This window comes from Rhodobium gokarnense (genome assembly GCF_025961475.1).
Taxonomy (GTDB): domain Bacteria; phylum Pseudomonadota; class Alphaproteobacteria; order Rhizobiales; family Rhodobiaceae; genus Rhodobium; species Rhodobium gokarnense.
In genome coordinates, this window is the sequence record NZ_JAOQNS010000006.1 from 258,729 (window position 1) to 278,799 (window position 20,071).

Consider the following 20,071-nt stretch of genomic DNA (forward strand, 5'->3'; position numbering starts at 1 on the left):
AAGCGGTTTTGAGGGGGCAGAACAAGCTGTCATTGCGAGCGCAGCGAAGCAATCCAGGGGCCGCTGGCTCGGAGCGTGCGGCCCCTGGATTGCCGCGCTCGCTTCGCTCACTCGCAATGACGCCTGATGGGGTTATCGCCCGAAAAAAGCGTTAAATCCCGCTGCTGCCGTCCGAGCCGACGAAGGCGATGCGCAGCATGTTGGTCGAGCCGGGCGTGCCGAAGGGAACGCCGGCAACGATGATGATGCGCTGGCCGGGGCGGGCAAGGCCCATGCGGAAGGAGATGCGCGAGGCCTTGTCGACCATGTCCGCCTCGTGCTGGGCGTCCTCGCTGACGACGCAGCGAAGGCCCCAGATGAGGGCGAGCCGGCGCGCGGTCTCCACGACAGGAGAAAGCGCGATGATCGGGTTGGACGGGCGCTCGCGCGCCACGCGCAGCGCCGTGGCGCCCGACGAGGTATAGCAGACGACGGAGGAGAGCCGCAGCGTTTCGGCGATCTGGCGGGCGGCGGCGGCGATCGCGTCGGCGCCGGTCGCCTCCGGCTCGGTGCGCTGGCCGCGCAGGAGGTCCGGATAGACCGGGTCCTGCTCCACTTCCTCGGCGATCTTGTTCATCGTCGAGACGGCCTCGACCGGAAAGTCGCCGGCGGCCGATTCGGCCGACAGCATGACCGCGTCGGCGCCCTCGAAGACGGCGGTGGCGACGTCGGAGACTTCCGCGCGGGTTGGCACCGGCGAGGAAATCATCGATTCCAGCATCTGGGTGGCGACGACGACGGGCTTGCCGGCGCGCCGGCAGGCGCGGGTGATCCGCTTCTGCAGGCCCGGGACCTGTTCCAGCGGCATTTCCACGCCGAGGTCGCCGCGCGCCACCATCAGGGCGTCGGAGAGTTCGATGATCTCGTTGAGGGCTTCCAGCGCCTGGGGCTTTTCGATCTTGGAAAGGCAGCCGGCGCGCCCGCGCACCAGCTTGCGCAGCTCCGCGATATCCTCGGCGCGCTGCACGAAGGAAAGGGCGATCCAGTCGACATTGGCCGCGACGGCGGCGTCGAGGTCGGCCCGGTCCTTCGGGGTGAGGGCGCCGAAATCGATGGTCGTGTCGGGAACGCTGACGCCCTTGCGGTTGGAGAGCTTGCCGCCGTTGACGACCTTCGTCGTGCAGGAGGTGGCGTCGCAGTCTTCCACGACGAGCTTCAGCCGGCCGTCGTCGAGCAGCAGCCGGTCGCCGGGCTTCAGGGCGCTCAGGATCTCAGGGTGGGGCAGGTGCACGCGATGGACGTCGCCGGGCGTCGGATCGGAATCGAGCACGAAGGTGGCGCCGTCTTCCAGCTCTACGGCATCGTCCGCGAAGGTGGCGACGCGCAGCTTCGGGCCCTGCAGGTCGACCAGGATGCCGATCGGGTGGCCGACATCGGCCTCCACGTCGCGAATCATCGCCACGTAGTTGTTCAGCATCTCATGGCTCGAATGGCTCATATTGATGCGGAAGACGTCGGCGCCGGCGCGGCACAGTTCGGCGATCTTTTCGCGGGTGTTGGAGGCCGGGCCGAGGGTGGCGAGGATCTTGACGTTGCGTGCGCGGGTCATCGGCTGACCGTGCCTGCCTGGGTCGGTTCCGTCAACTGGACCGTCCAGGTGCGCTGTTCGCCGGTGTCGATTTCGAAAAACCCGGTGCGCTCGAAGCCGCGCGCCACGCACTCCTCGATGCCGTTGATGGTGAATTTCTTCTCACGCGTACACATGAATGCCTTGCCGCTCCATTCGCCGCCCTGATCGTAGTCTATTGCGTAAATGTAATAGAACCGCGAATTCAGCGGCCCCGGGATCAGAGTCTCGCATTGATCCGGTGGAAGGTTCCACCAACCCTCGGTAACCCAGCTCTTGGCATCACGGTATCCGATGGCCACCCCGACCATGCCGCCTGTGCGGTTGCACATGCGGAAGTCGGCGAGCGCCGGTACTGTTCCGGTCAGGACCGTTCCGGCCAGAATCGTCACGGCGATCAGGGCTGTCCGGGTCAGTTGACTGAGTGGTGCCATGGGGCGACAACAATCCGTGGCGGCGAAGATCTTGAGATGTCTACCGGTTCCGTATCGAAGGTCCGGTCTCAATCCGATCGGTCGGGAACTGCTCTAATGCGACGCCAGCCCGGCATTGTCAACGAAACGCTGCATGTCGACGCTGCCCGCGGGGCCCTGGCGCGCATGGGCCTGCGACCCTCAGCTTCAATTGGGTGAAAACGTCATTTTCGTGGCGAAGCTGCTGTTTTCCGTGCGTTAGTCGCGCGGCCGCGCCACCCAGATGCCGGCGACGATGGCTGCCCCGCCGGCGATCTGCAGTGGGCCGAGCGCTTCCGACAGCACGATCCAGCCGACGACCGCCGCCGTCATCGCCTCCATGAAGATGACGAGGGAGGAGAAGACGGCCGAAAGATGCCCGAGCGCATAGGCGAGCAGTCCCTGGCCGCCGACATGGGCAAGGAGCGCCAGCGCCAGCAGCGCCGACAGCCCGATGACGGTCTCCGGCAGGAAGCTTCCCTCCATCGCGGCGGCAAAGCCGAAGAGGCAGAGCGCGGTGACGATCGACGAGCGGAACATGATGACGCCGGTCGGCGCTGTCCGCCGCGCGGCCCGGACGGCCAGGAAATAGAGCCCGAAAAAGAGCGAGGTGCAGATGCCGAAGAGATCGCCGGTCAGCCGGTCGGGCGCAAAGCTGTAGGAGGAGCCGACCAGCGTTCCGGCACCGGCAAGGCAGAGCGCAAGGCCGGCGAGCGAGGCGCGGCTGACGGCCTCCCCGATGAACAGGCCCGAGCCGAGCACCACCCAGACCGGCGCCATGGTGGCCAGGAACGTGGCGTTGGCGATCGTCGTGTTGAGGATCGAAAGGTGCCAGAAGATGAGATCGCCGGTGAAGAAGAGGCCGGCGAGCACCTGCGCCCGCGTCCACGGCGTTGCCTCGGCGGTTGTTCCCGTGCGCCGGCGCTGCCGGTCGGCCTCAAGCCGGGCCCAGAGATAGAGGAACGGCAGCGACAGCGCCACGCGCCAGAAGGCGCTGGTGAACGGCCCGACCTCGGCAAAGCGCACGAACACCGGCGACACGCCCATCGCCACTGCGCCGGCAACGAGGGCCGTAAACGCCACCGCGAAGGACGGGGCGGGCGCCGGCGGCGGGCTCGGGACGGGCGAGGAGGGCGGGCTCATGGGCGGCGAAAACCGGGATGGAGGTCTGCAAGAAACGCCGGTCCCTCGTATGGCAAGTTCCCGACAAGGTCACTATTATTTACGCATGCTTGAAACCTACCACGAAGACGCCGCGGCGGTCGCGACGCCCGAACAGGCCGGATTCGATCCGATCGAACGGATCGCCGGCGACCTTGACCGCGGCCTCCTGATCATCTGCGACCACGCCGCCAACGCGCTGCCGCCGGAATACGGATCGCTGGGCCTCGGACCCGAGGATCTCGCCCGCCATATCGGCTACGACATCGGCGCCGGGGCGCTGACCCGCGCGCTCGCCGCCCGCCTCGGCGTGCCGGCGCTGCTGACGACCTTTTCCCGGCTGCTGATCGATCCCAATCGCGGCGAGGACGACCCGACGCTTTTGATGCGGCTCTCCGACGGCGCCATCATCCCCGGCAATGCGCGGGCGGACGCGGCGGAAAAACAGCGCCGCCTCACGCGCTACTACCGGCCCTATCACGACGCCATCAATGCGGCGATCGACGCCGGGGTCGAGCGCGGCCGGCCGCCGGCCGTGTTCTCGGTCCACTCCTACACGCCGGTCTGGCGCGGCTGGCCGCGGCCCTGGCATGCCGGCATCCTTTGGGACAACGACCCGCGCTTCGCCGTGCCGCTGATCGACAAGCTCCGCGCCGACCCGCACCTGGTCGTCGGCGACAACGAGCCCTATACCGGTGCCCTGAAGAACGACACGCTCTATCGCCACGGCACGCGCCGGGGCATCGCCCACGCGCTGCTTGAGGTCCGCCAGGACCTCATCGCCGACGACGAGGGCGTCGGCGAATGGACCGACCGGCTGGAGCCGATCCTGACCGAGATCCTGGAGATTCCGGATCTCAACGAGATCCGCCATTTCGGCTCGCGCTGCGGCTGACCTCTGAACCAGATAGTATGGACCACCGACGCCGTCAGGCGTCGCAAGCCCGAACGGGCGCCGCCGCCCATGCGGCGTAAAGCCTGCGTGGCGCCTGAACGCAAATACATAAGGGGAGAAAAAGATGGCGAACGATCCGTCCGCCGGCATCGACGAGAAAGAGCGCACCGAGATCGAGGCTGCCGTGTTCCGCCGGCTGGTGGAGCATCTGCGCGGCCGCACGGACGTGCAGAACATCGACCTGATGAACCTTTCCGGCTTCTGCCGCAATTGCCTGTCCAACTGGTACCAGGATGCGGCCGCCGAAAAGGGCATTGACCTTGAAAAAGGCGATGCGCGCGAGATCGTCTACGGAATGCCCTATGACGACTGGAAGGCGCGCTACCAGGCTGACGCGACGCCCGCCCAGATGGCTGCCTACGAAAAGAGCCGGCCCGATGCCAAGGAAGACCACAAGGAATAAGGCCGGCATGCCGGCCGTGCGGCGGAACCGTCTTGACCGCCGTCGCGGCTTGATGCATGCCTGCGGCCCCGCCTTCGCGGGGACGGGATTTGTTTGGACGCGGTGATTTGAGGAGGCAGGACTATGGCGGAACCCGGTGGCGTTGCGGCCGGCCAGCTTCGTTCGTTCGTTGAGCGGATCGAGCGCCTGGAAGAAGAGAAAAAGGCGATTTCCGACGACATCAAGGACGTCTTCGGCGAGGCCAAGGCGACCGGTTTCGACACCAAGGTGATGCGCCAGGTGCTGAAGCTGCGCAAGCAGGACACGGCGGAGCGCCAGGAGCAGGAAGCCCTCCTCGACCTCTACATGCACGCCCTTGGCATGGCGCCCAGCGGCGACATCGAAGAGTAGCGCCTAGATTCCTTCCAGCCGCCGCGTTTCGACGCGACCGAGAAGCGCGGCAAGGAAGATGCACAGAAGCGCGACCGGCCAGACGTAGATCAGCGCGCCGGTCCAGGTGCCGACGAGCCCGACGATCCATGTGGTGATCGCCGGGCCGACGAACTGGCCGATCGATACCCCCTGGAACATGAAGCCGTTGACGGTCGAAGCGTGGCCGGGCGTCGGCGCGTGCACGGCGACGGCGGAAAACAGCGAGCCGGGAATGGCGCCGCCGACGCCGGAAAACAAGACGCCACCGGCGATCCTAAGCCAGATCGGCAGGGGATCGAGAAAGACCAGTGATCCGCCGCAGGCCATGGTCAGCGCCGTCGCCTGGATGACCTGCGCCCGCTTGAATCCGCTCGACAGCAGGAAGCCGGAGGCAAGGTTGCCGCCCGCATTGGCGGCCATCACGGCGGCGCCCGCGGTGGCGGCGGCCGGCAGCGACCAGCCGGCCTGTTCGACGAGGATCAGCGGCACGAAGGCGGTGACCACCAGATAGAGGCTGGAATAGCAGCCGAAGATGCCGGCAAGCAGCGCCGGCCCCGGCACCTTCAGAACCTCAAGGAACGACCCTCCCGTCGATGTGGTCCGCGCTGTCTCGGGGCGCGCTGCAACGGGTTTCGTTGCCCAGACCATCAGGCCCGCGAAGAACACGTAGCTGACCGCGATCGCAATCCACATGCCGCGCCAGCCCACATCGTCGAGGAGGGCGCCGCTGATGAGCAGCATGGAGGCCGCGCCGCCGGGAACGAACGCCCCCCATAGGCCGAATGCCTTCGGCCGATCCTCCGGTCGCGCCAGCCGGGAGAGCAGCGGCGGCAGGGAAACCGAGACCAGCACGAAGCCGATGCCTTCCCCGGCGCGGCTGGCGATCAGCGGCACGGCGGAGTTGGCGAGCGAGCCGAGGGCGCTGGAGACGCCGGCAAAGCAGAGGCCGACCGCGGCGATCCGAAGGTGCCCGAAACGATCGGCAAAGGCACCGAAGAGGATGCCCGTGACGGCCGTCACGATGGTGAACATGGAGACCACCAGCCCGGCCTGGAACAGGCTGAGGCCGAGTTCGGCCCTGAGCAGCGGCAGCGCCGCCGGCACCTTGCCGATCAGGAACGCGGCCGAGACGCCGACGAGAAAGACGGCGGTGACGCGGCTCCAGGAGGTCGTTTGAGGCTCGGCGGTCATTCTGAGGGATGTCGCAATCGCAAGGGCGGAAACGCCTCAAATACACCGCAGCACACCCGCCGACTAGGGACCGAGGCGAAAACAGTACGTCAATCGGAGTGAGCCCGGGCCGGCCGCTACTGGAAGGCGGTTTCGGAAAAGCTGCGGAGCTTGCGCGAATGGAGCTGTTCCGGAGGCATCTCGCGAAGCTTCTCCAGTGCCCTGATGCCGATCTCCAGGTGCTGGCCGATCTGCCGGTCATAAAAGGCGTTGGCCATGCCGGGCAGCTTCAGTTCGCCATGCAGCGGCTTGTCTGAGACGCACAAAAGCGTTCCGTAGGGCACCCGGAACCGGAACCCGTTGGCGGCGATCGTCGCCGATTCCATGTCGAGCGCGATGGCGCGGGACTGGGAGAAGCGCTGCACCGGCTCGCGGTGGTCGCGCAGTTCCCAGTTGCGGTTGTCGATGGTGGCGACCGTGCCGGTGCGCATCACCCGCTTCAGCTCCCAGGCCGAAAGCCCGGTGATCTCCGCCACCGCCTGTTCCAGCGCCACCTGGATCTCGGCGAGCGGCGGGATCGGCACCCAGGTCGGCAGGTCCGCATCGAGCACGTGGTCCTCGCGCACATAGCCGTGGGCGAGCACATAGTCGCCGAGCTTCTGGGTATTCCTGAGCCCCGCGCAATGGCCGAGCATCAGCCAGGCGTGCGGCCTGAGCACCGCCACGTGGTCGGTGATCGTCTTGGCGTTGGACGGGCCGACGCCGATGTTGATCAGCGTGATGCCGGAGCGATCCGGCCGGGTCAGGTGATAGGCCGGCATCTGCGGCATCCGGTCGGGAAGCGCGCCGTCGGCTTCACCGCCCGAGCGCGTCACCCGGTTGCCGGGTTCGACGAACGCCTCGTAGCCTCCGCGCCCGGTCTCCATCATCTCCCGCGCCATCCGGCAGAAGGCATCGACGTAGAACTGGTAGTTGGTGAAGAGCACGAAGTTCTGGAAATTCTCCGCGCTGGTCGCCGTGTAATGGCGCAGCCGGTGCAGCGAGTAGTCGACCCGCGGCGCGGTGAACGGGGCAAGTGGCAGGGCGGCGTCCGGCGCCGTGACGTGGGTGCCGTTGACGATGGCGTCGTCGGTGACGGCAAGGTCCGGCACGTCGAAGATGTCGCGTAGCGGCTTCTGCGCCGGGTCCGGAGCATGGCCGCCGAGATGGGTGTCGTCGTCGAAGACGAAATGGAGCGGGATCGGCGTTTCCGACGGGCCGATATGCACCGCCGTGCCGTGGTTGGCGATCAGGTGGTCGAGCTGTTCGTGCAGATAGGTGGCAAAGAGGGCCGGCTGTGTCACCGTCGTGGCATAGTGTCCGGGGCCGGGGACGAAGCCGTAGGCGAGCCGCGAATCGACCCGTGAATAGGTGTCGCTGGAAAACCGGATCTCCGGATAGAAGGCACGCACCCGCCTCTCCAGCACCTCGCCGGCAAGCATCGCGTCGAACCGGGCCCTGATATGGGCCGTCGCGGTCTCGTAGAGCGCAATCAGATGGTCGACGGCGGCGGCCGGATCGTCGAAGGAGCGCCGCGCGCACTGCGGTGCGAGGTCGATATCTGGTGTATTCACGGTGTCCATCATGCAATCCGTTCGTATTCGCCTAACGCCTTGGCGCATCGGTGTTTTGCCGGCGGCAAACGCCCTCGACGCCCGGCAGATTCAACCTGTGGAAGCATCCATGGCTCTGCCACAGGGTAAACAAACCGTTGACACAGAAAGTAAATTTGTCCCGGCGCTTTAACCGGGTCTTTACCGTGTCGGGCCACTCTCATGCTCATAGTTGCGTAAGGTAGTGCGTCGCAATGAGTGTAAAGCGTAAAGGGGCGCCGGCGACGGCGCCCCGTCCCTCCCAGGAGCCGGCCTGGCTCGACCGGATCCTCCTTGGCGACTGCGTCGCCGAACTGGAAAAGCTGCCGTCGGCATCCGTCGACGTGGTGTTCGCCGATCCTCCCTACAATCTGCAGCTCGAAGGGGCGCTGCATCGCCCCGACCAGTCGAAGGTCGACGCCGTCGACGACGACTGGGACCAGTTCGAGTCCTTTGCCGCCTACGATGCCTTCACCCGCGCCTGGCTCTTGGCCTGTCGCCGGGTGCTGAAGCCGAGCGGCACTCTATGGGTCATCGGCTCCTACCACAACATTTTCCGGGTCGGCACGGTGCTGCAGGACCTCGGCTTCTGGGTCCTCAACGACGTCGTCTGGCTGAAGTCGAACCCGATGCCGAACTTCCGCGGCAAGCGCTTCACCAACGCCCACGAGACGATGATCTGGGCCTCCCGCGACCGCAAGGCCAAGTCCTACACCTTCAATTATGAAGCCCTGAAGGCGTTCAACGACGACCTTCAGATGCGCTCCGACTGGACCCTGCCGCTGTGCACCGGCGGCGAGCGGTTGAAGGACGCGGACGGCCAGAAGGTCCATCCGACCCAGAAGCCCGAGGCGCTGCTCTACCGGGTGCTGCTGTCGTCCACCAATCCCGGCGACGTCGTCCTCGACCCCTTCTTCGGCACCGGCACCACCGGCGCCGTCGCCAAGCGTCTCGGCCGCCACTTCGTCGGCGTCGAACGAGATCGTACCTATGCCGATGCCGCCATGAAGCGCATCGACGCGGTCGAGCCGGCGCCGGACCTGGCACTGGAGACCACCAAGGGCAAGCGCGCCCAGCCGCGCATCCCCTTCGGCCGCCTGCTGGAAGCCGGGCTGATCGCGCCGGGGACGGAGCTGACCTGTTCCAAGGGCCGGAACACGGCCGTGGTCCGTGCCGACGGCTCACTGGAAACGGGTGGTGTCACCGGTTCGATCCACAAGATCGGCGCCCATGTCCAGGGGCTCGAAGCCTGCAACGGCTGGACCTACTGGCATTTTGCCGAAGGCAAGGCGCGGCGTCCGATCGACGACCTGCGCCAGATCATCCGTGACGGCATGGCCGCCTGACCGAGCGGGCTAGCGCTTCGGCTTCAGAGCGTCTTCGAAGGCATGCGCGATGACCTTGCGCATGACCGTCGGCAGCGCCGCCTCGTCGAGCGTTGCCGCCGGCTCCCACCAGTGCCCGTCCGGCGCAGGCGCCTTGCCGATCTCGGCCGCATAGACGTCGAGCTCCAGCCGGAAATGGGTGAAGACGTGCCGCACCGGCCCCGTCGCTTGTCGCCAATTGGCCGAAAACGGCGCGGCATCGAGCGCCCCGTCCGGATCGAAGTCCGCCGTCCATGCCGTTGTCGGCACCTCGGCCATGCCCCCCAAAAGTCCCTTCGGCGGTCGCCTTGTGAGCAGGATCGCCCCGTCCTTGCGCCGGCAGACGAACGCCGCGCCCTTGCGCGTCGGTTTCGGCGTCTTGGCGCCCTTCACCGGAAAGCGATCCGGCTGGTCTTCCGATTGCGCCTTGCAGGACCCGAGGAACGGGCAGAGCGCGCAGGCCGGCCTGGTCGGCGTGCAGATCGTCGCGCCGAGATCCATCATGCCTTGAGCGAAGTCGCCGGGGCGCGTCGACGGGGTGAGGGTGGCCGCAAGCCGCTTCAGCTCCGGCTTGGCGTCGGGAAGCGGCGTGTCGATGGCAAAGAGCCGGGCCACCACCCGCTCCACATTGCCGTCGACGACGGTCGCGGGCCGGTCGAAGGCGATGGCGGAAATCGCTGCCGCCGTATAGGGGCCGATGCCGGGGAGGGACAGCAGCCCCGCCTCGGTCTCGGGAAACTTGCCGCCATGCTCGGCGGCCAGCACCTCAGCGCATTTCTTCAGGTTCCGCGCGCGGCTGTAGTAGCCGAGGCCCGCCCATGCGGCCATGACGTCGTCGGTCTTTGCCGCGGCGAGGTCGGCAAGCTCCGGCCAGCGCCTGAGGAAAGCGTGGAAATAGGGGCCAACAGCCGCCACCGTCGTCTGTTGCAGCATGATTTCCGACAGCCACACGTGATATGGATCGGGAACGACGCCGAGTTTTCTATCCCCTGGTCCGACGCGCCAAGGAAGCTTCCTTGCGTTGCGGTCGTACCAGTCGAGCAAGGGGCGTGTGTCGATGGTGGCGGGGGCGGTCTGGTCCATGCCGCAGGTATCGGGCAACCGCTGGCAAAATCAAGCCGCGCGTTCGCATCGCTGCATATGACAGCATGGAAGCGATTGACCGGCGGGCGCTTGCGGGCGCAGGATTCCAGGCAGGACGCCGCCGCCGTCTTGACGGCAACGAAGTGCGGCGAGGGACGAACAGAAGAATGGCCTCCGAGCCTTCAAAGAAACGCCGCGGGCGCGCCATGCCGCTTGCCGAGCTGATCGGCGGGGCGCTTGCGCCTGCCTGCCGCAAGCGCGGCTTTGCCGCCGCCGACATCCTGACCCACTGGCCCGACATCGTCGGCGTGCGCTACGGCGCGGTGACCCAGCCGGAAAAGCTGAGCTGGCCGCGCCACGACGAGGACGACTACGCGCCGGCGACCCTGCACCTTCGCTGCGAAGGGGCGGCGGCGCTGCTGCTGCAACACGAACTGCCGCAGATCCTGGAACGCATCAACGGCTTCCTCGGCTGGCGCGCCGTTGACCGCGTCCGCATCGTCCAGCGCCCGCTCGCAAGGCGCGATGCGCCGAAGACGAAGGCGCCCGGTCCCCTCGACGCCAATGCCGAGGCGGCCCTCGCCGAAAGCCTTGAGGGCATCGACGACGATGCCCTGCGCGCAGCGCTCGACCGGCTCGGCCGCGCCACCCTCGGCGACCGCGGTCGTCGCTGATCCATTGACCATTGCCCGCGCGTCGCCGTTTTTCATCGCCATATTGTGATTTGCCCCGTTCGGTGGCAGTTGATGATAACGACGCCAATCCCCGTGCCGGCGCCGCGCCGCACGACTCCATGACAAACAGGAAGGACTCCCCGTGACCCTGTCCCGCCGCACATTCGCCGGCCTTGGTGCCGCCGCCCTTTCCGCCGCCGCGTTCGGCGCCGCCGTCCGTCCGGCCCTTTCCCAGGAGAGCGGCGGGAGCCCCGACAAGCTGATGGTGCCGGGGCCCCTCGGCGAGCATGTGCTCGGCGAGGAATCGGCGCCCGTCACGATCATCGAATACGCCTCGCTGACCTGCGGCCACTGCGCCAATTTCCATGAGCACACCTTCCCGGAACTGAAGAAGCGCTACGTCGACACCGGCAAGGTCCGCTTCATCTTCCGCGAGTTCCCGCTCGACCAGCCCCAGGGCGTGCCGCTGGCGACCGCCGGTTTCGCGCTCGCCAACTGCGCGCCGGAGGGCACCTATTTCGATGTCATCGGCCTTCTTTTCGAAAAGCTCGACGTCTGGGCCGGCAGCCCGAACCCGGCAAATGCTCTGTTCGATCTCGTGAAACAGGTCGGTTTCACACAGGATTCCTTCCGCGAATGCTTGACGAATCAGGAAGTTCTCGACGGAGTAACTGCGGTGAGGAACCGTGCGCATACCGAATTCGGCGTGAGTTCGACGCCCACTTTCTTCATCAATGGCAAGATGGTCCGCGGGGCAATGAGCATTGACGAGATGGCGGAACTTATCGACCCGCTTCTCAAGAGCTGACGGCGCCCGCCGTTCGGCGCGGCTGAGCGCGTCCGCTGTCCGCAACAGGCGTGACGGCCGTGATGTGACTGCCGGCGCGACCTCAAGGCCGCGCCGATGAAGTTCTCCAAACTCCGCATTCTCGGCTTCAAGTCCTTCGTCGAGCCGGTCGAGTTCCATTTCGAGGATGGGCTGACCGGCATCGTCGGGCCCAATGGCTGCGGCAAGTCCAACCTTGTCGAGGCCCTGCGCTGGGTGATGGGCGAAAGCTCCTACAAGAACATGCGCGCGTCCGGCATGGACGACGTGATCTTTTCCGGCTCGCACAGCCGGCCGGCCCGCAACACCGCCGAAGTCGTCGTCATCCTCGACAACGCAGAGCGCCGCCTGCCGGCAACGCTTGCCGATACCGACGCCGTGGAAATCACAAGGCGCATCGAGCGCGAGGCGGGGTCCGTCTACAAGATCAACGGCAAGGACGCCCGCGCCCGCGACGTCCAGCTCCTCTTTGCCGATGCCTCGACCGGCGCGCGCTCGCCGGCGCTCGTCCGTCAGGGCCAGGTCGGCGAGTTGATTGCCGCCAAGCCGACCCAGCGCCGCGCCATCCTGGAAGAGGCCGCCGGCATTTCCGGCCTGCACTCGCGTCGCCACGAGGCGGAGCTGCGCCTGCGCGGGGCCGAGCAGAACCTCGAGCGGCTGGAAGACGTGCTGGTGCAGATCGACACCCAGCACGAGAGCCTGAAGCGCCAGGCCCGCCAGGCCAACCGCTATCGCAACCTCTCCCACGAGATCCGCAAGTCCGAGGCCGCGCTCCTGCACATCCGCTGGCAGGCCGCAAAGGCCGCCGTTGCCGCCGACGAGGCGGCGCTGACCGAGGCGAGCAAAGAAGTGGCGCGGCGCACCGAGGTCCAGGCCGGCGCGGCGAAGGAGCAGGCGATCGCCGCCCACGAGCTGACGGGCCTCCGGGACGCCGAGGCAAAGAGTGGCGCCGCGCTGCAGCGCCTGAAGCTCAGCCTCGGCGAACTCGACGCCGAGGACCGGCGCGTGCGCGACCGCATCGCCGACCTGGAACGGCGCCTGGAACAACTCGCCGGCGACGCCGAGCGCGAAGAGAAGATGAAGGCCGAGACCGCCGAGGCGCTGGAGCGGCTCGACGAGGAGCTGCGCACGCTCGCCGCCGAGGATGCTTCAACCGGGGAACGGGCCGGCGAGGTCGATCGCCGCGTCGCCGAGGCAGAGGAAAAGCTCGCAGCCTCGGAAAAGGAACAGTCGCGTGTCACGGCCGAGGCCGCCGACATCAAGGCGCGCCGCGATCAGCTCGACCGGACCTTGCGCGATGCCGCTGCCCGGGCCGAGCGCCTTGGCGGCCAGATCGCCGACGTTGACCGGGAGCTTCAGAAGATCACGGCGGAACTCGCCGGGGACACTGCGATCTCCGCCGCGACCGCCGAACGCGATGCCGCAACCGCGGCCCTTGCCGAGGCCGAGGAATTGTTGGCCGCCGCCGAGGCCAGGGCCGTAACCGCCCAGGAGGCGGAGCGCGCCGCCCGCCCGGCCGTCACCGAGGCGGAAAAGACCCTCGGCCGTATCGACGTCGAGGCCGGTACTCTCAAGCGCCTTCTGGCGCGCGGGACGGAAGCGAAATGGAGCCCGGTCGTTGAAAGCGTCTCGGTGACGAGCGGCTTTGAACGCGCGCTCGGTGCGGCGCTGGGCGAGGATCTCGATGCCCCGGCCGATGCCGACGCGCCGGCCCACTGGTCGCTGGTGGAAGCGTCGGGCGATCCGGCCCTGCCGGAGGGCGCGCGTGCGCTCGCCGACGTCGTCAAGGCGCCGGACGTCCTTCATCGCCGCATCGCCCAGATCGGCATCGTGGAGCAGGCGGACGGCCCGCGCCTGCAGAAATCCCTCAAGCCCGGCCAGCGGCTCGTCAGCCGCGAGGGCGATCTCTGGCGCTGGGACGGTTTTGTCGCCGCCGCCGATGCGCCGAGCGCCGCCGCCGAGCGGCTCGCCCAGAAGAACCGGCTGGAGGAACTGACCGCCGAGCGTGCCGAGGCCGAACGCCAGCAGGATGCCTGTCGTGAGACCCTTTCCGCCCGCGAGGCGGAGCGGCGTACGGCCGACGATTCGGTGAAGGAGGCGCGCGGCGCCGTTTCCGCCGGCCGCCAGCGGCTCGACCGCGCCCGCGATGCCCTGATCCGGGCGGAAAAGGCGTCCACGGAACGCATCTCGCGCCAGAGCGCCCTGGAAGAGGCGCGCATCCGCCTCGCCTCCAGCCTGGACGAGGCAGAAAGCGCCCGCACTGAGGCGACCGAGTCCCGCGCCGCACTGCCGGACACCGCCGGCCTGGAAGACCAGTTGCAGCGCCTGCGCGCCGAGGTCGCTGAACATCGCGGCGCCGTCGCCGAGGCCCGCTCCGAACGCACCACGCTCGTGCGCGAGGCGGAGATGCGGGCCGCCCGGCGCGGCTCCATCGGCCGCGAGAAGCAGAGCTGGCAGACCCGCGCCGACAATGCCGGCGCCCAGGAAAAGGTGCTGGCCGATCGTCGCAAGGATGCCGCCGACGAACTGGAAGCGATCCGCGGCGCGCCCGGCGAGATCGCTGAAAAACGCCTCACGCTCCAGGCGACCATCGGCACCGCCGAGGAAAAACGGAAATCGGACGCCGACGCGCTGGCGCTCGGCGAACGGCGCCAGGCCGATGCCGACCGTGCCGCCCGCGAGGCGCTCGACGCCCTGTCCGGCGCCCGCGAGGCCCGTGCCCGGGCTGAGGAGCGGCTGAACGGTGCACGTGAGCGCGAAAAGGACACCGAAACCCGGATCGAGGAAACCCTGCAGTGCCGGGCGTCCGAGGCGGCTGAGCTTGCCGAGCTGAAGCCCGGTGCGGCGCCCCCCGACCCCGATGCCGTGGAGGCCCGCCTTGAGCGCCTGAAGACGGAGCGCGAACGGCTCGGCTCGGTGAACCTTCGGGCCGAGGAAGAGGCCGAGGCGATTGCCGAGCAGCGCGATGCGCTGACGGCGGAACGCGACGACCTCATCGAGGCGATCCGCAAGCTGCGCCAGGGCATCCTCTCGCTCAACCGCGAGGCCCGCGAGCGCCTGCTCGCCGCCTTCGAGACCGTCAACGGCCACTTCAAGGAGCTGTTCACGCACCTCTTCGGCGGCGGCACGGCGGAACTGCAGCTTGTCGATTCGGACGACCCGCTCGATGCCGGCCTGGAGATCGTCGCCCGCCCGCCGGGCAAGAAGCCCCAGACCATGACGCTGCTCTCCGGTGGCGAACAGGCGCTGACGGCGCTCGCCCTGATCTTTGCCGTGTTCCTGACCAACCCGGCGCCGATCTGCGTCCTCGACGAGGTCGACGCCCCGCTCGACGACTCCAATGTGGAGCGCTACTGCGATCTCCTGTCGGAGATGACACGGCGCACCGACACCCGATTCGTCATCGTCACCCACAACCCGATCACCATGGCGCGCATGAACCGCCTGTTCGGGGTGACGATGGCCGAACGCGGCGTTTCCCAGCTCGTCTCGGTCGACCTTGAGACGGCCGAGCGCTACCGCGAAGCCGGTTGAAGCGGCACGCTCCCGACCGGTTTTGTTGCATCGCGACCAATTGCCTAGATGTCGGACGCCGATTTTTCGGTGAAAAATTTAATATATTCAAGGAGTTGGTATGATATTAGAGTTTCTTGACACGGTTGCGGGCGCTGACTATTGTGCGCCCGGCTTCCACGGGGTGCGGCGGTTTATACGCGCGTTTTCCGGCATTCGACGTTGATGAGGGGGTGATGTCCGAAGATCGCCCATCGCCGGAAAATGACGGCAAGACGCCCGCGTCCGGTTCGGAAGCCGGTCTGTCGGAAAGGCTCGACAGGCTCGGGCGCGCGCTCAACGAGCGGCGGCGCGACGAGCCGCCGTCCGGACCGGCCGACAGGAACAAGGGGGCGCAGGGCTATGCCCAGGCGTTTCGCTTGTCGACGGAGTTTATTGCGGGGATCCTTGTCGGTGCCGCCCTCGGATGGGCCGGTGACAAGCTGCTGGGAACCTCGCCATGGGGGCTGATCGTCTTCTTGCTCCTCGGTTTTGCTGCGGGCATTTTCAATGTCCTGCGCGCGGCGGGCCTGATGGCCGAACCGGGAACGAAAAAGGAAGACGGGACGCGAGGGAACGACCGGCCGGACGGCGGGTCGAAATAACAGGGCGATGAAGGGCTGACGCGGTGTCGAACGATCCGATTCATCAGTTCCATATCCAGAAATGGTTTCCGATCGAGATCGGAGGCGTCGACTTCTCTTTCACCAACTCGTCGTTCTTCATGGCGGCCACCGTCGCTGTGGCGGCCGGCTTCCTGATCCTGTCGACGAACGGCCGCGGCCTGGTGCCGAGCCGCTGGCAGTCGATGGCGGAGATGTCCTACGAGTTCGTCGCCGACATGCTGCGAAGTAGCGCCGGAACGGCCGGGATGAAGTTCTTCCCCTTCGTGTTCTCGCTGTTCATGTTCGTGCTGATCGCCAACCTCTTAGGCATGTTCCCCTATTTCTTCACGGTCACCAGCCACATCATCGTCACCTTCGCGCTGGCGATGTCGGTGATCCTGACCGTTGTCATCTACGGCTTCGTCAACCACGGCATGGGCTTTTTGAAGCTCTTCGTGCCCGCAGGCGTGCCGGTATATCTCTTGCCGCTGGTCACGCTGATCGAGATCATCTCGTTCCTGTCGCGGCCGATCAGCCTCTCCGTCCGTCTCTTCGCCAACATGCTGGCCGGCCACATCACCCTGAAGGTGTTCGCCGGCTTCGTCGTCTCGCTCGGCGCCCTTGGCGCGGTCGGGGTCGGCGGCGCGATCCTGCCGTTGGCGATGGCCGTTGCGCTGACCGCGCTGGAATTCCTGGTCGCCTTCCTGCAGGCCTATGTGTTTGCGGTTCTGACCTGCATGTATCTCAACGACGCGCTGCATCCGAGCCATTAGGAAGCGGACGGCCGAACCACCGACATCACCCTTTACGACAACATCCGACAACGGTTTCGACCAACAAGGAGCATCTCAAATGGAAGCGGAAGCTGCAAAGTACATCGGCGCTGGTATTGCCTGCCTCGGCATGGGCGGCGCCGGCATCGGCCTCGGCACCATCTTCGGCAACTACCTCGCCGGCGCCCTGCGCAATCCGTCGGCCGCCGACGGCCAGTTCGGCCGCCTGATCTTCGGCTTCGCCGTGACGGAAGCCCTCGGCATCTTTTCGCTGCTGGTCGCTCTGATCCTGCTCTTTGCTTGATCCGGTTGCCGATCGCTTAGAAACGGACGACTGGCGGCGCGCTCTTTAGGTGCCCGCTGGTCAATCGGAGGCGTTGATGGCAAGCGAAGCAACGACCGAAACGACAGTCCACACGGAAACCGGTGTGCCGGGTGGCGAGGCGCATGGCGGGCAGCCCAACTTCCCGCCGTTCGACAGCTCGACCTTCCCGTCGCAGCTCCTGTGGCTGGCGATCATGTTCGGCCTCTTCTACTACCTGATGTCGAAGGTGGCGCTGCCGCGCATCGCCGGCATCCTGGAGGATCGTGAGGACCGCATCGCCGGCGATCTCGCCGAGGCCGACCGGCTGAAGCGCGAGACCGACGAGGCGATCGCCGCCTACGAGCAGGCGCTGGCCGAGGCCCGCAACAAGGCCCACACCATCGCCCGCACCAATCGCGAGAAGCTCGAGGCCGAGGTCGAGGCCAAGCGCACCGCGGCCGAGGACAAGCTGAACCAGAAGCTGGCCGAGGCCGACGCGCGGATTTCCGAGATCAAGGAAGCCGCCCTGAAGGAAGTCGACGGCATCGCGGCGGAAACCGCCGAGGAGATCGTCGCCAGCCTGATCGGCGCCAAGGTTTCCAAGGCCGAGCTCGACAAGGCCGTGGCGGCCGGAATGGCCAAATAGGCCGCTGGGGAGAGACATGGACGCGACATTCTGGGCCCTCGTCGCCCTCATCCTGTTCTTCATCGTCATCTTCTGGGTCAAGGTGCCGGGCAAGATCGGCGCCAGCCTCGACGCCCGCGCCGAGCGTATCCAGAAGGAGCTCGACGAGGCCCGCCGGCTGCGCGAGGAAGCGCAGGCGCTGCTCGCCGACTACCAGCGCAAGCGCCGCGAGGCCGAGCAGGAGGCCGAGGACATCATCGCCGAGGCCAAGGCCGAGGCGGAGCGGCTGACCGCGGTCACCAACAAGTCGCTTGAGGAAATGATCGAGCGCCGCACCAAGGCGGCCGAGGTCAAGATCACCCAGGCCGAGGCCCAGGCGGTCGCCGCCGTCCGCGCGCGTGCCGCCGACGTCGCGGTCGCCGCGGCGGAACAAATCCTCGCCGAAAAGGTGAGCGGCGATGCCGCCAGCAAGATGATCGAAACCAGCATCAAGGACGTCGCCGCCAACCTCAACTGAGGCATTCGTCGGAAGCGGGGCGCCACACCGGAACTGTCGGATCGAGGCCGGGCCAGCGCCCGGCCTTTTCCTTTGTCGGAACGGACATTGACGGCGAGGGCCTCACCGCCGCGCTTCGGCGGCCTCGCGGCAGGGCTTGAAGCTGAGCCGATGGTGCGGGCTCGGCCCGAGGGCGGCGAGGGCTTCTTTATGTGCCTTCGTGCCGTAGCCCATGTGGTTCTCGAAGCCGTAGCCGGGGCAGCACTCGGCGAGCCGGACCATCAGCCGGTCGCGCGTCACCTTGGCAACGATCGAGGCCGCCGCGATCGACAGCGATCGCGCGTCGCCCTTGATAACGGGCTCGCAGGGCTGGCAAAGGCCGGGCGGCACGTGGCAGCCGTCGGCAAGCACCAGGCTGGGCCGATGGGGCAGGGCGGCGACGGCTCGCGCCATGGCCCACAGGCTTGCCGCGAGAATGTTCGTTGCATCGATGCGCCGGACCGAGCCGGCGGCAACCGCGACGGTGGCCGCCTCGCAGATTTCGGCAAAGAGCGCCTCGCGCCTTGCCGCCGTCAGCTTCTTGGAATCGTCAAGCCCGTCCGGCACGCGCGCCGGGTCGAGGATGACGGCGGCAGCAACGACAGGCCCGGCGAGTGGACCGCGGCCGGCCTCGTCGGTGCCGGCGACGAGGCCGCCATAGACCTTCCGGCCCCGCTCCTCGATCCGGAAATCGGGGCCTGCCGGCAGATCGAGGTCGAGGAGAATCGGGCTGGCCATGGCGCGATGATTGCCGATCGGATCGGCGCCGGCAATTGTCCGCATCGGATCAGAACAGGTCGAGCTGAACAGCGCCGGAATTGGGCGGCGTAAAAAGCTCGGTATTGAGCTTCAGCTTGCGCCGGTTGAGGCCGAGCCGCTTGGAGGCCAGCTCGAACCGCCGTCCGACCATCCAGGCATAGGGCCCCGTGCCGCGCATGCGCTTGCCGAATTCCGCGTCGTAGTCCTTGCCGCCGCGCATCGTCCGCAGCACTGACAGCACGTGGCGGTAGCGGTCCGGATAGTGGCGCAGCAGCCATTCCCGGAAGACGGGGCTGACCTCGGCCGGCAACCGCAGCAGGATGTAGCCCGCCTCGCGGGCCCCGGCCGCCGCCGCCGCATCGAGGATCTTCTCGATGCCGTCGTCGTTGAGAGCCGGGATCACGGGCGCAATCATCACCGCCGTTGGAACGCCGGCCTCGGCGAGTGCCTTTACCGCTTCGAGCCGGCGATAGGGCGCCGAGGCCCGCGGCTCCATCGTCCGCGCCATCTTCGCATCGAGCGTGGTGATGGAGAGCGCGACCTTGGCAAGGCCCTTTTCCGCCATCCGGGACAGGATATCGATGTCGCGCAGCACCATCGCCGACTTGGTGACGACGCCGACCGGATGGTTGGTGCGCTCCAGCACCTCCAGGATGCCGCGCATGATGCGCCAGGTCTTTTCGATCGGCTGGTAGGGGTCGGTGTTGGTGCCGATGGCGATCGTCTTCGGCTTGTAGCCGGGGGCGGCCAGCTCCCGCTCCAGGAGTTCGGCCGCATTCGGCTTGGCGAACAGCCGCGATTCGAAGTCGAGCCCGGCCGAGAGGCCCATATAGGCGTGGGTCGGGCGGGCAAAGCAGTAGGCGCAGCCGTGCTCGCAGCCGCGATAGGGGTTGATGGACCGGTCGAACGAAATGTCGGGCGAGTCGTTGCGGGTGATGATCTTGCGTGCCCGCTCCGTCTGCACATGGGTCTGGAACGGCGGCAACGCGTCGAGCGTCTCCCAGCCGTCATCGGTGAGCACGCGCTCCTCGCGCTCGTAGCGCCCGCTGCGGTTGGACTGGGCGCCGCGCCCGCGCCGCCGGTCCGGGCGGATGGTGAGGTCCGGCGCAATGCCCGCATCCGCGCCCTCAAGGGGGCGGGCGAGCCGGGGATCGATCTGGGCAAAGTCGTTCATGGCTTTTG

20 protein-coding genes are annotated in these 20,071 nt (G+C 67.2%); 12 read left to right on the top strand and 8 right to left on the bottom strand.

The annotated features are described in order from the left end of the window. Window positions 1-151: 151 nt before the first annotated feature. From pyk to M2319_RS12755, 3 genes are all read right to left on the bottom strand, one after another. Window positions 152-1,588 carry a pyruvate kinase gene (gene pyk, locus M2319_RS12745; protein WP_264601835.1) on the bottom strand — a complete coding sequence of 479 codons (1,437 nt, stop codon included), beginning with the start codon at window positions 1,586-1,588 and terminating at the stop codon, window positions 152-154. Continuing rightward, window positions 1,585-2,040 (bottom strand): DUF1036 domain-containing protein, encoded by a 456-nt coding sequence (locus M2319_RS12750; RefSeq protein WP_264601836.1) that lies wholly within the window; start codon window positions 2,038-2,040, stop codon window positions 1,585-1,587. The genes pyk and M2319_RS12750 overlap by 4 nt, the downstream gene beginning before the upstream one ends. 237 nt (window positions 2,041-2,277) lie before the next feature. Next, window positions 2,278-3,201, bottom strand: a complete 924-nt coding sequence (locus M2319_RS12755; RefSeq protein WP_264601837.1) for a DMT family transporter — start codon at window positions 3,199-3,201, stop codon at window positions 2,278-2,280. Window positions 3,202-3,286: 85 nt separating this feature from the next. On the opposite strand from M2319_RS12755, the gene M2319_RS12760 reads away from it, so the two are divergent. The 3 genes from M2319_RS12760 (at window position 3,287) to M2319_RS12770 (ending at window position 4,967) form a co-directional block, all read left to right on the top strand. After that, window positions 3,287-4,114 carry an N-formylglutamate amidohydrolase gene (locus M2319_RS12760; RefSeq protein WP_264601838.1) on the top strand — a complete coding sequence of 276 codons (828 nt, stop codon included), beginning with the start codon at window positions 3,287-3,289 and terminating at the stop codon, window positions 4,112-4,114. A 124-nt stretch (window positions 4,115-4,238) separates the two neighbouring features. Further along, window positions 4,239-4,577 carry a DUF1244 domain-containing protein gene (locus tag M2319_RS12765; protein WP_264601839.1) on the top strand — a complete coding sequence of 113 codons (339 nt, stop codon included), beginning with the start codon at window positions 4,239-4,241 and terminating at the stop codon, window positions 4,575-4,577. A gap of 123 nt (window positions 4,578-4,700) precedes the next feature. Continuing rightward, window positions 4,701-4,967 (top strand): DUF2312 domain-containing protein, encoded by a 267-nt coding sequence (locus M2319_RS12770; protein WP_264601840.1) that lies wholly within the window; start codon window positions 4,701-4,703, stop codon window positions 4,965-4,967. A gap of 3 nt (window positions 4,968-4,970) precedes the next feature. Here M2319_RS12770 and M2319_RS12775 read toward each other — a convergent pair whose 3' ends face one another. Both M2319_RS12775 and M2319_RS12780 read right to left on the bottom strand, forming a co-directional pair. After that, the gene (locus M2319_RS12775; RefSeq protein ID WP_264601841.1) at window positions 4,971-6,179 is read right to left on the bottom strand and encodes an MFS transporter; all 1,209 of its coding nucleotides are present in this window, start codon (window positions 6,177-6,179) and stop codon (window positions 4,971-4,973) included. A gap of 116 nt (window positions 6,180-6,295) precedes the next feature. Further along, entirely contained in the window at window positions 6,296-7,780 is a 1,485-nt protein-coding gene (locus M2319_RS12780; RefSeq protein WP_264601842.1) for an AMP nucleosidase, read from the bottom strand. A gap of 224 nt (window positions 7,781-8,004) precedes the next feature. On the opposite strand from M2319_RS12780, the gene M2319_RS12785 reads away from it, so the two are divergent. Continuing rightward, entirely contained in the window at window positions 8,005-9,135 is a 1,131-nt protein-coding gene (locus M2319_RS12785; RefSeq protein WP_264601843.1) for a site-specific DNA-methyltransferase, read from the top strand. Window positions 9,136-9,144: 9 nt separating this feature from the next. Here M2319_RS12785 and mutY read toward each other — a convergent pair whose 3' ends face one another. Continuing rightward, complete coding sequence (gene mutY, locus M2319_RS12790; protein WP_264601844.1) at window positions 9,145-10,236, bottom strand: A/G-specific adenine glycosylase; 1,092 nt, start codon at window positions 10,234-10,236, stop codon at window positions 9,145-9,147. A 167-nt stretch (window positions 10,237-10,403) separates the two neighbouring features. Between mutY and M2319_RS12795 the strand changes: the two genes are divergently transcribed. The 8 genes from M2319_RS12795 (at window position 10,404) to M2319_RS12830 (ending at window position 18,112) form a co-directional block, all read left to right on the top strand. Next, entirely contained in the window at window positions 10,404-10,910 is a 507-nt protein-coding gene (locus M2319_RS12795) for a DUF721 domain-containing protein (RefSeq protein WP_264601845.1), read from the top strand. A 142-nt stretch (window positions 10,911-11,052) separates the two neighbouring features. After that, window positions 11,053-11,718, top strand: a complete 666-nt coding sequence (locus M2319_RS12800; RefSeq protein WP_264601846.1) for a DsbA family protein — start codon at window positions 11,053-11,055, stop codon at window positions 11,716-11,718. Window positions 11,719-11,814: 96 nt separating this feature from the next. After that, entirely contained in the window at window positions 11,815-15,270 is a 3,456-nt protein-coding gene (gene smc, locus M2319_RS12805; RefSeq protein WP_264601847.1) for a chromosome segregation protein SMC, read from the top strand. A gap of 215 nt (window positions 15,271-15,485) precedes the next feature. Further along, the gene (locus M2319_RS12810) at window positions 15,486-15,893 is read left to right on the top strand and encodes an AtpZ/AtpI family protein (RefSeq protein WP_264601848.1); all 408 of its coding nucleotides are present in this window, start codon (window positions 15,486-15,488) and stop codon (window positions 15,891-15,893) included. 23 nt (window positions 15,894-15,916) lie between these two features. Beyond that, complete coding sequence (locus M2319_RS12815) at window positions 15,917-16,666, top strand: F0F1 ATP synthase subunit A (protein ID WP_264601849.1); 750 nt, start codon at window positions 15,917-15,919, stop codon at window positions 16,664-16,666. Between the two features lie 79 nt (window positions 16,667-16,745). Next, window positions 16,746-16,970, top strand: coding sequence for a F0F1 ATP synthase subunit C (locus tag M2319_RS12820; RefSeq protein ID WP_111436408.1), 225 nt, complete (start codon window positions 16,746-16,748; stop codon window positions 16,968-16,970). Window positions 16,971-17,046: 76 nt separating this feature from the next. Beyond that, window positions 17,047-17,616 carry a F0F1 ATP synthase subunit B gene (locus M2319_RS12825; RefSeq protein WP_264601850.1) on the top strand — a complete coding sequence of 190 codons (570 nt, stop codon included), beginning with the start codon at window positions 17,047-17,049 and terminating at the stop codon, window positions 17,614-17,616. Window positions 17,617-17,632: 16 nt separating this feature from the next. Then, on the top strand, window positions 17,633-18,112 hold the full coding sequence (locus M2319_RS12830; protein ID WP_264601851.1) for a F0F1 ATP synthase subunit B family protein: 480 nt from the start codon (window positions 17,633-17,635) through the stop codon (window positions 18,110-18,112). Between the two features lie 102 nt (window positions 18,113-18,214). On the opposite strand, the gene M2319_RS12835 is transcribed toward M2319_RS12830, so the two are convergent. Both M2319_RS12835 and M2319_RS12840 read right to left on the bottom strand, forming a co-directional pair. Further along, window positions 18,215-18,868 (bottom strand): ribonuclease HII, encoded by a 654-nt coding sequence (locus M2319_RS12835; RefSeq protein ID WP_264601852.1) that lies wholly within the window; start codon window positions 18,866-18,868, stop codon window positions 18,215-18,217. A 49-nt stretch (window positions 18,869-18,917) separates the two neighbouring features. Next, complete coding sequence (locus M2319_RS12840; protein WP_406682115.1) at window positions 18,918-20,063, bottom strand: PA0069 family radical SAM protein; 1,146 nt, start codon at window positions 20,061-20,063, stop codon at window positions 18,918-18,920. Between the last annotated feature and the right edge of the window lie 8 nt (window positions 20,064-20,071).